The organism is Vibrio sp. 1874 (genome assembly GCF_033344395.1).
GTDB classification, from domain to species: domain Bacteria; phylum Pseudomonadota; class Gammaproteobacteria; order Enterobacterales; family Vibrionaceae; genus Vibrio; species Vibrio alginolyticus.
The window spans coordinates 577,689-591,179 of the sequence record NZ_JAWPOR010000001.1; the positions used below are offsets into that span (position 1 = coordinate 577,689).

The window sequence follows — 13,491 nt, forward strand, 5'->3', positions numbered from 1 at the left end:
GGCTTTCACAACTCGTTTAATGAAATTAGATTCATTTTGTCGATATATAGTAGAGTTCTGATGTATTGCACAAAAAGACAACAGAAAAATAAAAAGGAATTTCATGAAAAAGAACACCCTAGCACTCACAACGGCTCTCGCACTCGGAAGTGTGTTGTCTGTGGCGTATGCAAATGAAGCGGCGCAATCGTCGGTTGAACAGGTAAGCCCCAAAGCCATCACGTATCCAACCACACAAAAAGTGGATGTTGTCGATGACTACTTTGGTACAAAAGTGAGTGATCCTTATCGCTGGTTGGAAGACGATCTCAGCCCAGAAACCGCAGAATGGGTTAAGGCACAAAATGCAGTGACGTTTGATTATCTGTCGAAAATCCCTTACCGCGAGCAGATTGAAGAGCGCATCACTAAGCTCATGGACTACGAAAAGCAAAGCCAACCGTTCAAAGAGGGTAAGTTCACTTATTTCTACAAAAATGACGGGCTACAAAACCAAGATGTGCTTTATCGGCAGTTAGGTGATGGCGAAGCAGAAATTTTCCTCGATCCAAATACTTTTAGTGAAGATGGCACCACATCGTTAGCGGGAGTGAGCTTTTCACGTGATGGTTCTTTGGTTGCATACAGCATTTCGGAAGGCGGTAGCGATTGGCGCAAAGTCATTGTGTTAGACACAGAAACCAAAAAGCCCGTCGGCGAAACGCTGGTGGATATTAAGTTCAGTGGCATCAGTTGGCTCGGCAATCAAGGCTTCTATTACTCAAGTTATGACAAGCCAAAAGGGAGTGAACTTTCCGCGAAGACAGACCAACACAAGCTCTACTTTCATAAGCTAGGGACGAAACAAAGTGAAGACCAATTAATTTTCGGTGGTGTAAAGGACGAAAAGTATCGCTACGTTGGGGGTTACACGTCGGAAGATGAACGCTACTTGTTTATCTCAGCCAGCGTATCGACGTCGGGCAACAAACTGTTCTTTAAAGACCTGAGTAAGCCAAATAGCCCGCTGAAAACCATTTTAGATAACACCAGTTCTGATACTTGGGTGATAGACAACCAAGGCACGAAACTGTACTTGGTTACGAACCTTAATGCGCCGAACAAACGCGTCGTGACGGTGGATGCAAGTCAGCCGCAGCCCAAAAACTGGAAAGATGTGATTCCTGAAACAAAGAACGTGTTACGTGTTTCTACCGCGGGTGGCAATTTGTTTGCGAGCTATATTGTTGATGCGATCTCGATGGTGAAGCAATACGACATGAACGGCAAACTCATCCGAGAAATCAAATTGCCTGATATTGGCAGCGCATACGGTTTCTCGGGGAAAAAAGAAGAAACCGAAGTCTACTACTCTTTCACCAACTACAAGATGCCAAGCACTACCTATCGTCTGAACATCAAAGATGGTGATAGCGAGGTGTACTACAAATCTAAAGCGCCATTTGATCCAGCTTTATATGAATCTCGCCAGGTGTTTTACACCTCAAAAGACGGAACAAAAGTGCCGATGATCATCACCTATAAAAAGGGGACTCCGATGGACGGCAGCGCACCAACCATTCTATATGGTTATGGCGGTTTCAACATTAGCCTCACGCCATCTTTTAGCCCGACACGCGCGGCTTGGTTAGAGCTTGGTGGTGTTTACGCGGTAGCGAACATTCGTGGTGGTGGGGAATATGGCAAAGAATGGCACAACGCTGGCATTCAAATGCAAAAGCAAAATGTGTTTGATGACTTTATTGCTGCGGCTGAATTCCTAATTGATGAAGAGGTAACGTCATCAAACAAGTTAGCCATTAACGGTGGTTCGAATGGTGGCTTGTTAGTAGGGGCCGTTATGACGCAACGTCCAGAGCTGTTTAAAGTGGCGCTGCCAGCAGTCGGCGTACTGGATATGCTGCGTTACCATACTTTTACCGCAGGTGCTGGTTGGGCGTATGACTACGGCACGGCAGAGCAAAGTAAAGAGATGTTCCAATATCTGAAAAGTTATTCGCCGGTGCACAATGTAAAAGCAGGGGTGGAATACCCAGCAACATTGATTACAACCGGTGATCATGATGACCGTGTTGTTCCTGCTCACTCATACAAATTTGCAGCTGAGTTGCAATCGAAGCAAGCGGGTTCAAATCCGACCTTAATTCGCATCGAAACCAATGCAGGACATGGTGCAGGCACACCAACGCGTAAAATAATTGAGACAAATGCAGATATTTATAGTTTTGCACTGTTCAATATGGGAATAGAGAAACTGCAATAGTGCGAATTGTTTGCGTTTTAGTTATCGAAACGCATCGGCGCTTTATCGCTCGATAATAAAAGGGAATCACAGAGAGTGATTCCCTTTTTATTTATTATAGGCCTACTATTCTAATCTGATGCTAGGCTAATCAAACTAAGATTTTTTAAATTATTATAATGTTCTAATTAATCTGAAGAGTGTTGTACGATCGAAATGAAACATTGATCGCGATCACCTAAATCCATTGCACTCTCTATTTATATGGTAAAATTAATTAATCATTTTTTCTAATGATAATTGAATTTTCATAATTTTTAATATTTCCTTCTTCGTTAGTATTACCAAATTTCAAGTTATATAAGATATAAGTAGCGGTGATTGAACTTTTACGATGCTTTATTTTATTTTAATTAAAACGTCGAATGTTTCGTCATTATTGAATTTGCTTTGATAATTTATGTTATCCAAAGCGAGTTGTGTTGCTTGCTATTTATGATGACCTCATTACGTGAATAATTTTATAATCATTAAAATGGATACAGTTTTATGAATTTAGTGAAACCGTCTGTTGCCATTATGGTTGCAGCCCTACAACTCGCGTCTTCTGCCTATGCGCAGACAAACAATAACGAAGAACTACAAGATATGTCTGACCCACTTGCGGTATACACCCAAGCTGGCTTTGGTATTACTGATAAAGGCGCGAACATCAAAATCGGTCAAACTTACCAATCTAGCCAGCCTGGTACCATGGCGATGAACATCATTGAAATGAAAGGCATTGGTGGTGAGCTATTTGGCATTCGCGACAATGACGATCCAATATATGCCAACGTTGATGACAGCATTGACTCTTTCAGACTACGTAATTTCCAAGTAGAATTCGCAAAAGGTCTAGGCCGTCAATTAGATGTAAACTACGACGTTGATAACGATAAATTAGATGCATCTTATAGCTTTATTCAAGGTCTACCTAAGTTTGGTATGTTGCAGCTATTTCCTTTAGCTGGTGCGGGTGTCACTATTGCTAATGATTTTAGTGGTGATGACAAAGGTTATGAAATTCCAGGTACTTTCACTGTTGTGGGTATGTACTCAAAAATTGAATTAACCGATAAAATCTGGATTAACTACAACCCAATGTATATGCATACGTTGTCAGGGTCTAGTCAATATAAAGATATTTATTATGCAGGTGAAGATAATATCTTGGCTCATGAGTTTGCGTTGTCTTATCAAATTAATCCTCGCGCAAATATTCGTTACTTTGCAAACTGGAATGATCACGTTAATTTCGGTGATGGTGATCACCGTATCGAATTTAACTACCAATTCTAACTCCCTCGTTTATTTCCAGAATAGAAAGTGTGTTTATCCATATATTTAAATATTTAGGCTAGGGCACTTTCTACATAAAGTAGGTTTATCATGAAAGCCAAATATAAATTTGCGTTGGTATCTATTGCTATATCTTCTGCATTACTATCAGGATGCAAAACTGGCGATATCGCAACGAAAACTGCCCAAGCACCCTCTGTTGAAACCGTTACCCTAACCGAAACAAAAATCACTCCTTATCATACTTTTATCGGTCGAACTGAAGCGGTAAATGACGTTGATATTATGCCTCGAGTCGGTGGCGAATTAACCGCGATTCATTTTAAAGATGGCGATATGGTCGAAAAAGGCCAATTGCTGTTTGAAATCGACGACCGTCCTTACAAAGCGGCACTGGCGTATGCAAAAGCGTCGTTGCAAAAAGCAAAAGCACAACTCGTTCAAACTACGCGTGATGCAGAACGTGTGAAGAAACTCATCAAAGATAAAAGCATCAGTGAGCAGCAATACGATGACGCCATTGCCGCGCAAGCCGCAGCGATTGCTTCGGTAGAAGAGGCGAAGGCGACGCTGGTTTCAGCAAGGCTCGATCTTGAATTTAGCTCTGTGCGTGCTCCTTTCTCTGGCCGCGTGGGGTTCAGCAACTTCCGAGTGGGTGACCGTATTTCGAAAATTCAACTCGTTCCTCTTGTTTCGATCACTCAAATCGACCCAATTCGCTTTGGCTTTGATGTGGATGAGAAGCTCTACCGCCGCGTAAGAAGCGCGATTGATGTGGCTCATCGTAACGATGACAAACTGGATGTTGATTTAACACTGACGCTTTCAGACGGTTCATTGTATCCGCTTGATGGCAAGATCTACGCCGTTGGCAACAAGATCGATTTAGAAACAGGCTCAATTCGAGCAGAAGCACAATTTGATAACCCAACTTACGCGCTTATGCCGGGTGAATATGGCAACTTGACCATCAAGCTGCGCAACAAAACCATTGATGGTTTGCTTATCCCATCGGCGGCTGTTCAGCAAGACCAAGCGGGTGACTACGTCATGGTGGTTGGTGATGATCACGTGGTGTCTCGTCGTAACGTTGAACTTGGTCAGACCTACGGTGTGAAACGTGCTGTGCTGACTGGCTTGGCGGCTAACGAAAAAGTCATCGTTAATGGTCTTCAAAAAGTGCGTCCGGGTGCAACGGTGAAAGACGTTGAACTACAGAGTGAACAAGGCTGAGTGAGTACTGATGTTAAGTAAATTTTTCATTCACCGGCCGAAGTTTGCTTTGGTGATCTCACTGGCGATGACATTGATGGGTATGATCGCCCTGAAAGTCTTGCCAATTTCTGAGTATCCTCAAATCTCTCCAACGGTAATTACGGTGAGCACCATGTATCCGGGTGCAAACGCGGACGTGGTTAAAAAGACGGTAGCACAACCGATAGAAGCCAAAGTCAATGGCGTTGAAGACATGATTTACATGTCTTCTGTGATTGGTAACGATGGCTCATACACATTGCGTATTTACTTCCGAGTGGGCGCAGATGGCGATATGGCGCAGGTTCGTGTGAACAACTTGGTGGCACAGGCGACGTCATCTCTACCACAAGAAGTAAACCAAATCGGTGTGACGGTTAAGAAGAAATCTTCCGACATGCTGGGCGTTATCACACTGCGTTCTCCGAAACAGTCTTACGACAGTATCTACCTTTCTAACTACGCGGATCTCAATATCGTTGAGCGTCTAAAACGTATCGAAGGTATGAGTGACATTACGTTGCTGGGTAAGAAAGACTACTCAATGCGTATTTGGTTGAACCCAAATAAACTGGCCACCTTGAAGCTTTCAGCTAGCGATGTTATTGGCGCAATTAAAACGCAAAACATCCAAGTGGCGGCGGGTAAGATCGGTGGTATGCCAGCTCCGGGTGACCAGCAATATCAATATGTTTTGCAAACCAAAGGTCGCCTTACTTCTGCGGAAGAGTTCGAGAACATCATCATCCGCGCGAGCAAGAAAGGTTCTTTGATTCGCTTGAAAGATGTGGCTCGTGTCGAAGTTGGCGCACAAGGTTACGAAGCTGATGGTCGTATGAATAACGAACCAGCCGCCGTTCTGGCCTTGTACCAGTTGCCGACAGCGAACGCGCTAGACGTGATGGAACGCGTGAAAGAGGCCATGAAAGAGTACGAGAAATCGTTCCCAGATGATTTGGTCTACGACATCGCTTATGACTCTACCGAATACGTAGAGACATCGATTGATGAAGTGTACGAGACGCTGGTGATTGCGGTACTTCTTGTAACCTTCGTTGTGTACGTTTTCTTGCAGAACTGGCGAGCGACCATCATCCCAACCTTAGCGATTCCGGTTTCCATCATTGCGACGTTCGCAATCATGGGCGTGATGGGCATGACCATTAACACCATCTCGTTGTTTGGCTTGATCCTCGCCATCGGTATCGTGGTGGACGATGCGATCATCGTGGTGGAGAACGTGGAACGGGTTATCCATGAAGAGCATTTAGACCCGATTCCGGCCACTATCCAAGCTATGAAAGAAGTGACGGGTCCAGTATTGGCAACAACGCTTATTTTGTTGGCGGTATTCGTACCGGTTGCGCTATTGCCGGGTATTTCTGGTCGGATGTTCAACCAGTTCGCGGTCACCATCTGTGTGTCGGTGCTGATCTCTGCGATCAACGCATTAACGTTAACGCCAGCGCTTTGTGCTTTGATGTTGAAATCTACTCACTCGCAACCTATTGCGCCTTTGCGTGCGTTTAACCGAGGTTTTGAAGCAATAACGCGCAAATACCAAGGTTTAGTTGGCTTCTTGAGCCGCCGCATTGTGCTGAGTATCGGTGTTTATGGCGCGCTTATTGCGGTGCTGGCATTTGCGTTCATGACCGTACCTTCTTCTTTCGTTCCGAACGAAGATAAAGGCGTGTTCATGGTCGAAATGCGTTTGCCAGACGCAGCAGCATTGCAGCGTACTGCACCATTAATGAAGAAGTACGTTGATGAGCTAAAACAGATGGAAGGTGTGGAGAACGTGGTTTCGGTTGCGGGCTTCTCGGTAATTAACATGGCGTCGATTCCAAACTCGGGCATGTTGATCATCAAACTGGATAACTGGAGCAAACGTAAAGACCCTGAACTACACCAACGTGCGTTGATGAACAAAGTTAACCAAATGCTGAACTCAACGCCAGATGCCGCTTCGTTCGTTTTCGCGACGCCGGCAATCAAAGGCATGGGTGCGGTGGATGGTTTCAACCTTGTGCTGCAGGACAACTTGGGCCGTTCTCCACAAGAGTTGGCAAAAACAACCGCTGATTTTGTTGCCCAAATCAACCAACTGCCTGAAGTGGCGCGTGCGTTCTCGATTTTCCGTGCGAACATTCCGCAACGCTACATCGATATTGATCGCGATAAAGCGATTTCGATGGGCGTACCGTTGAATGAAATCTTCAGCACACTGCAAGCACAGTTGGGCGGTGCCTACATTTCTGACTTCAACTTGTTTGGTCGTTCGTACCAAGTGAAAGTGCAAGCAGAAGAGCAATACCGTGACAACATCGACGACATCGACCATCTGTTTGTTCGCTCAAGCTCTGGAAAAATGGTGTCACTGGCAACGCTAGTGAAAGTGAAGCCGATCTTCGGCCCTGATACCTTATCGAACTACAACATGTTCAGTTCTGCAACCGTGAACGGTGCGTCAGCGCCAGGTTACAGCTCGGGTGATGTTGTAAAAGCCATTGAAAAACTGGCTGCGGAATCTTTGCCAAGTGGTTACTCGTACGAGTGGTCAGGCATGACTTACCAAGAGATGAAAGCAGGCAACATGGCGCCAATCGCGTTCGCATTGTCTTTGCTGTTCACCTACTTGTTCTTGGTGGCTCAGTACGAAAGTTGGACTATTCCTGCTGCGGTAATGATGGCGGTTCCAGTCGCGATTCTCGGCGCAATGGGCACGCTACTGCTGGTGGGACAACCGTTCGATTTGTACGTGCAGATTGGTGTGGTCATCTTGATCGGTATGTCCGCCAAAGTGGCGATTCTTATCGTGGAATTTGCCAAAGTTCTGCGAGAAGAAAAGGGCTTATCAATCATTGATGCTGCCAAAGAAGCTGCTCGAATCCGTTTCCGTGCAGTACAGATGACTGCGTTCGCCTTCATCTGGGGGGTATTCCCGTTGGTGATTGCATCGGGTGCCGGTGCGGCATCTCGTCACTCACTGGGCTTTGCGGTATTCGGCGGCATGATTCTTTCTACGTTTGTAGGCACGTTGCTGACGCCAGTGTTCTTCGTGATGATGCAATCTCTGCGCGAGAAGTTTAAGCGAAAGAAACCCTCTGAACTTAAGGTGAACGAGCAATAACGCTGATTTCAACTGACTGACTCCACAACACCCCCACGCTGTGTGCGATTGGCCAATGCCTTTCATTGATATACAACCACCGTCGCAGCGAGCTCTCTACTGACGTGTGCTGCTGCGCAAGCGGGTGGGTTATACCTTTACGAAACAACAGCATCGGATATTGGTTTGGCATCCGCTGGTATGGCGGCTCGTACGCAAGATGCCTCAGTAATGGCAGCAAACCCGGCTGGTCTGGCGAATGTTTCTGGTAAATCTTTCTCTGGTAACCTGATTGGCCTTTACGGTGACGCGCAACTAGACACGATGACTGGCGATGCGGGCAACGTGATTGGTTTTGTTCCTATGGCGTCGGCATTTTACAGCCAACAAGTAAACGACAAATGGACGCTGGGTATTGGTCTGTATGGCAACTACGGTCTTGGCCTCGAGTACGAAGGTCTTTTGAATAATCATTTAGATATTCCTACAGCAACGACGCAAGCCTTAACCATTCAACCTTCCGCTTCTTACCGCATCAATGATCACTGGTCTGTGGGTGCGGCGCTTGGCATTCAGTACGGTATGTATGAAGTGGAAACGAAGGGAGCCCTGAACTTCAATGACGAAGACCAAGATACTCAGCTCAACGGCCGAGTAGGTGTGCTTTATGAGGCAACACCAGGCACGCGTCTTGGGTTGTCTTACTCTTCTGAAACCGAATTTGAATTCGACAATAGTAACTCCATTGCTCCACAACAACTGATCTTCAGTGCTTACCATGAAGTGAATGATGACCTAGCGGTGATGTGGAACGTGAACTGGCAAGACTGGAGCGAATACACAACCACGCTGGGCGTAGAGACACAAGACACTTACCAAATCGCATTGGGTACTCAGTACAAACTGAATGAAAAAATGATGTGGAATGCAGGTTTTGCATTCGATACCAGCATGTATGAAAGCCAATCAAACGGTGACATTACCGTTCCTACTGGCAAGGCGTACCGCATTGGTACAGGCATTGATTACAAATTGGATTCAGAAAACTCAATTGGTTTCGCGTTTGAAGCGATCTTGATGGAATCGTCAGAAACGCCACGCTTACAAGCTGGCTTTGATGAGCCTGCGCTGTACTTCATGAGCATGAGCTACAACTGGAAAAACTAATCATTCCTAATCGCTAAAACGCCTTCCTTACAGGCCATTCTACCCTAACTACCTGCACTGGATGCTGTCACGCCATCTAAGGTAGTTAGGGCGGCTTTTGTCACATCCAGTGAGTGATGATTCAAAAAATATCTGCGCAGCTAAGTGCGGGTATTCAACATCTCAAAGAACTAAAAAATGAAAAACAAACTAGCGTTAGTGTGTACGACTTTGTTGGTCAGTACGCTGGCTCATGGTGCCGAGCATCGAGTAAAAGACAATAAAAACAAGTTGGCGGATGACCCAACAAAAGTCATCACGAAATTTGGCGCGTCGTACGCAAACAACTACGATTTTGATGATCAAAACATCTCATTCTCGGGCTCACTTGCGCTTGACCAAGCGCGCAAAATTAACCTGCGTATCAATGATGATGCGAGCGAGTGGCGTATTGGTGGCTCGTGGTTGTTTCCGGTCGGTATCGTGAACTTCAACTTCGGTAAAAATGAATACGTAAACGGCGCGGATCAAACCAACTACAGCGTTGGTACCTTTATGCCGCTAAGTTATTTCGGGATTGAGCCAGCAGGCTTCCAAATTTTCCCAATGGCAGGCTATACGTACAACACTGGTGATGTTCCTGTTTGTGACGGTGCAGAAAGTAGCCACTGTAGCGAGCCTAACTTTACGGGCACGCCAAGTGCAGAGAATGGCTTCAATATGATGAGCTCTTCAGGCAGTAGCGGTTACGTTGGTGTATTTGCGCTGAAATCGTTTACCAAAGAGCTGACGTTAATCAGCTTCGCAGCGGGCACTTACGGCTCAGAAAACAGTGAAGGAGAGAATTACAAAGGCTTCTTTGGTGGGATCGGTCTTGGTTACCTTGTGAACAGACGCCACTCGTTTAACGTAATGACGTTTGTCATGGACAACAACACCTATTTGGATGAAGCAGACAAGCGCATCGTATTATCATATCAATATCAATTCGAATAAATAAAAACGCTGCCCAAATAGCTGCGTTTTTACTTTGATAGAATGAACTAGTGAATTGAGTTGTTTTCTTCGATCTTTTTCTGGTATTGGTGTTTTAATATATACATGCGCTTAACATCGCTGTAAGCGCCGTTAATAAAGTATTCTTCTACAAGGTGACCTTCTTCGATAAAGCCGCATTTTTTGTATAAGTGAATAGCGACTTCGTTATCCACTGCGACTAATAAGTAGATTTTACGTAGATTAAGAATTGAGAATGAGTAATCTAACGCACGATTAATCATCTCTGTCGCATAACCTCTGCCTTGATGCTCTGGGGCGATGATTATCTGAAATTCCGCGCTGCGGTGAATGTAGTTAATCTCGATCAGCTCAACTAAGCCAATTACGATGCCGTCTTCATCTTCGACGACAAAACGCCTTTCAGCGTCATCATGTATATGTTTTCGATAAAGTTCTTCGAGCTCGTCATAAGACTCGTAAGGTTCTTCGAACCAGTAGGCCATGATATTTCGGTTGTTATTCAGTTCATGAATAAAGCGCAAATCAGAACGCTCTAATGCACGCATTTTTAGGCCTTTCTTCATCATTTTTCTCCAATGAGGGCGGAGAATACCTCCGCACTTGATGCTAGAAAATATTACCGTATTTCACAAGAATAGCGCATCTTTTTTTGGAAAATATCCTGTGATTTTCAATGTGGAAACTTAGAGTTCACGACAAATATAAATTAATCTTTACGATAAAAAACTCGATTAGGTGCTTTGCCTAATATCGTATTAAATACCGCGCAACGACTTAGTGTCTTAATCTAAACAAACAAGGTATTCAATATGTTTTCAATCGGTGACGTAGTAGTAGCGACTAAAGGTATCGATCTTGGCGAAATGGTTGTTACAGGTTTAAGCAGTGGCGGTTTTTACACACATGTAAAAGCAGGCGAAAAAACACTAACTTACCCAGCTAAAGATCTTAAGAAAGCATAATTAAATTTGCTCATTCTTATTTTTAACTGGCTTAAAGTTCGTACTAGTTATTTTAAGCGGGTTAGAATCGATAAAAGGTAGCGCAATGAGTCGCTACCTTTTTTTATTTTTTCTACCTTTCTTCACCAATATGAAACTCAACGCGATTTCTTCCAGTTTCTTTTGCCTTGTAAAGTGCTAAGTCGGCGCGTTTAACTAATGGTTCAAATGAGTCGTCGAGACGACAGACTTGAGTTACCCCAATACTCGCGGTGAAGCTCATATCACAACCTGAATGTTGAACGGTCGTCGTTTCTAGTGCATTACGAATTGTTTCTAATGTGTCTAGAGCTTGCTGTGATGAGCGACTTCTTAATACGATGGCAAACTCTTCACCGCCAACTCTGGCAAGTAAGTCACAATCAAGTAGATGACTTTTAATAGTATTGACTGCATGGATCAGTGATTTATCGCCTGCGTCATGACCAAATCGGTCATTGAGGCTTTTAAAATTGTCGAGATCTAAAATAGCAACATGGAAGTCAATGCCCAGGGTTCGGTATTCATTTAGGCGGCTTTCGATTTGTCGCATGAACTCTCTGCGGTTTGGAATACCTGTTAGATCATCCGTCGTGGCGAGGTGTTCCATTTTCATAATCTGTATATGAAGGGCAATGTTTAAAGCAATCCAATTAGCGATGCACTGAAGCTGTGCCGCTTGTTCGTTTGTGTAAATGTGCGTTTGATGATGCGCAACATTAAGCGTTCCTAGGCAGACTTTACCGTGCATTAAAGGCGCGTCCATACACGTACCCATACCATTGGATGCGAGCATCACACAATCGATCTCATCAGATTGCGTAACATCGTCGCAGATCATCAGTTGTTGCTTTTTGAACACTCGGCCAACAAACGCTTGATGAATGGGCACTAAAAATTCAGCGGGAATCGCTTTACTACCAGAGAAAGAGTAGACCTTTAAATGATCATTGTTTTCATAAAGTGTGATACTCGCACGGTCAGAATTAAATATACGATTTATCCATTCTGCCACCGTATCAAGTACTTGCTGTAGTGTTTCCGATTGAGCTAAAAAGTGAACAAACCCTATCGGCATACATATCGGACTTTCCATGTTTTGCATCGATAAGTCATCAGGGTTAAAAGTTCTTTCAAGTCTCAATAGACATCTCCTTGGCAATGTTGCAAATAACAACAATAAATTACGTGAAGCTATTTTGTAGAAAATGTGCTTCTTGGTAAGAGTATGGTTTAATTATCGCCATTTGTGTGAATTTGGTTGCTTAATGTGGGCGTTAACTCACCCTAAATAAGTAAATCTTATACCTATTTATAAGTAAGTCATTACTCAATAAGTGGTGTTTTTAAGATGGAAGTACAGAATGAGCCCTTCTGGAAGAGAAGGGCTAGAAAAGGATACAAATAGGGTCAGGTGAGTGATGACTTAATTGTCTTTGTACTTTTGTAAAATCAACTGACTTATCTGCGCAACGAGTTGGTCCCTAGCTTGAAGTGAGAGCTCGGTTTCTGTGACATAAATACTAATGTAAACAGGTCGATGATTTTCCTTCCATATAATCGCGTTAATGCCACGCGAACCATGACCTCCCGCACCAGAACGGTCTGCAATAGACCAACCTGTTGGTAATACAGAACGCATTAACGAGTCTGAAACTTTGTTGTCTTGCATCCAGATTTTTAATTGTACACGAGACTCATAAGACAACGTTTCGCCTTCGATCAAGGTTCGCAGAGTGTTTAGTATGGCGTTAGGTGTGGTTGTATCGCGGCTGTCGCCTGGTGTGGCTTCGTTCAAGCGAGGTTCTATTCTGTCTAGGCGCGTTGCTTTATCTCCAATTGTTCGCAGAAACATTGTTACGGCTTTAGGGCCGCCAATTTCATTTAATACCAAGTTGGCTGCAGTATTATCACTCATTAACATAGCGGCTTCACACGCGTGCTCTATGCGTGTGTTTTGGCCTGCGAGCTTATCCATCACTGGAGACCATACAACGATACTGCGCTCATCGACTTTTGCGGTCGCATTCTTACTTAGCTTACCGCTGTCCATATCACTTAGCATTTTGGCACAAGCTAGGGTTTTGAATGTGCTCATGAGTGGGAAGCGTTCATCGCCACGGTAGTCCCAACGCTCGTCTGCTTGGGTATCCCAAACTGACACCCCAATTCTGCTTGAGGTTTGTTGCTCGAGGAGAGAAATGTCCTCATTCAGTTGGGACGCGTAACTTAGGGTTGAGCAAACCATTAGCCCAGCCAACAAAAATAACTTTTTCATGGATCGTGTTCTTCAATTTTAGTTTTAGTTCGCACCGTAGCGATGTCACGTAAACTATAACGAGCCAATACTCTAAACACTGTTAAATCTATGTCTATTTTATGTAGGATTCTTTGCAATA

General features: G+C 44.3%; 10 protein-coding genes. 7 read left to right on the plus strand and 3 right to left on the minus strand.

Features of this window, described 5'->3' with window-relative positions; all coding sequences use genetic code 11:
• Positions 1-103: 103 nt before the first annotated feature.
• The 6 genes from R8N46_RS02615 to R8N46_RS02640 all read left to right on the plus strand — a co-directional run bounded on the left by R8N46_RS02615 (position 104) and on the right by R8N46_RS02640 (position 10,088).
• The gene (locus R8N46_RS02615) at positions 104-2,263 is read left to right on the plus strand and encodes a prolyl oligopeptidase family serine peptidase (protein WP_213972130.1); all 2,160 of its coding nucleotides are present in this window, start codon (positions 104-106) and stop codon (positions 2,261-2,263) included.
• Positions 2,264-2,791: 528 nt separating this feature from the next.
• Positions 2,792-3,583 carry a hypothetical protein gene (locus tag R8N46_RS02620; RefSeq protein WP_213972132.1) on the plus strand — a complete coding sequence of 264 codons (792 nt, stop codon included), beginning with the start codon at positions 2,792-2,794 and terminating at the stop codon, positions 3,581-3,583.
• 90 nt (positions 3,584-3,673) lie between these two features.
• Positions 3,674-4,816: an efflux RND transporter periplasmic adaptor subunit VmeP gene (vmeP, locus tag R8N46_RS02625; protein WP_054578671.1), complete on the plus strand. Its 1,143-nt coding sequence runs from the start codon at positions 3,674-3,676 to the stop codon at positions 4,814-4,816.
• Positions 4,817-4,826: 10 nt separating this feature from the next.
• A complete protein-coding gene (vmeQ, locus tag R8N46_RS02630) occupies positions 4,827-7,967 on the plus strand; it encodes an efflux RND transporter permease subunit VmeQ (protein WP_054577085.1) in 3,141 nt (1,046 codons plus the stop codon).
• Between the two features lie 99 nt (positions 7,968-8,066).
• A complete protein-coding gene (locus R8N46_RS02635; protein WP_213972196.1) occupies positions 8,067-9,113 on the plus strand; it encodes an OmpP1/FadL family transporter in 1,047 nt (348 codons plus the stop codon).
• 177 nt (positions 9,114-9,290) lie between these two features.
• On the plus strand, positions 9,291-10,088 hold the full coding sequence (locus R8N46_RS02640; protein ID WP_053307859.1) for a hypothetical protein: 798 nt from the start codon (positions 9,291-9,293) through the stop codon (positions 10,086-10,088).
• Positions 10,089-10,135: 47 nt separating this feature from the next.
• Here R8N46_RS02640 and speG read toward each other — a convergent pair whose 3' ends face one another.
• Positions 10,136-10,675, minus strand: a complete 540-nt coding sequence (gene speG / locus R8N46_RS02645) for a spermidine N1-acetyltransferase (RefSeq protein WP_005375417.1) — start codon at positions 10,673-10,675, stop codon at positions 10,136-10,138.
• Between the two features lie 246 nt (positions 10,676-10,921).
• Between speG and R8N46_RS02650 the strand changes: the two genes are divergently transcribed.
• Positions 10,922-11,074, plus strand: a complete 153-nt coding sequence (locus R8N46_RS02650; protein WP_005375418.1) for a hypothetical protein — start codon at positions 10,922-10,924, stop codon at positions 11,072-11,074.
• Positions 11,075-11,186: 112 nt separating this feature from the next.
• Here R8N46_RS02650 and R8N46_RS02655 read toward each other — a convergent pair whose 3' ends face one another.
• On the minus strand, positions 11,187-12,236 hold the full coding sequence (locus R8N46_RS02655; protein ID WP_025998663.1) for a sensor domain-containing diguanylate cyclase: 1,050 nt from the start codon (positions 12,234-12,236) through the stop codon (positions 11,187-11,189).
• A gap of 282 nt (positions 12,237-12,518) precedes the next feature.
• Complete coding sequence (locus R8N46_RS02660; protein WP_017821520.1) at positions 12,519-13,370, minus strand: carbenicillin-hydrolyzing class A beta-lactamase CARB-56; 852 nt, start codon at positions 13,368-13,370, stop codon at positions 12,519-12,521.
• Between the last annotated feature and the right edge of the window lie 121 nt (positions 13,371-13,491).

Bases quoted from the DNA above. Each gene is read 5' to 3' on its own strand.
- R8N46_RS02615 (WP_213972130.1), top strand. From the start codon at position 104: ATGAAAAAGAACACCCTAGCACTCACAACGGCTCTCGCACTCGGAAGT.
- R8N46_RS02620 (WP_213972132.1), top strand. From the start codon at position 2,792: ATGAATTTAGTGAAACCGTCTGTTGCCATTATGGTTGCAGCCCTACAA.
- vmeP (WP_054578671.1), top strand. From the start codon at position 3,674: ATGAAAGCCAAATATAAATTTGCGTTGGTATCTATTGCTATATCTTCT.
- vmeQ (WP_054577085.1), top strand. From the start codon at position 4,827: ATGTTAAGTAAATTTTTCATTCACCGGCCGAAGTTTGCTTTGGTGATC.
- R8N46_RS02640 (WP_053307859.1), top strand. From the start codon at position 9,291: ATGAAAAACAAACTAGCGTTAGTGTGTACGACTTTGTTGGTCAGTACG.
- speG (WP_005375417.1), bottom strand. From the start codon at position 10,675: ATGAAGAAAGGCCTAAAAATGCGTGCATTAGAGCGTTCTGATTTGCGC.
- R8N46_RS02650 (WP_005375418.1), top strand. From the start codon at position 10,922: ATGTTTTCAATCGGTGACGTAGTAGTAGCGACTAAAGGTATCGATCTT.
- R8N46_RS02660 (WP_017821520.1), bottom strand. From the start codon at position 13,370: ATGAAAAAGTTATTTTTGTTGGCTGGGCTAATGGTTTGCTCAACCCTA.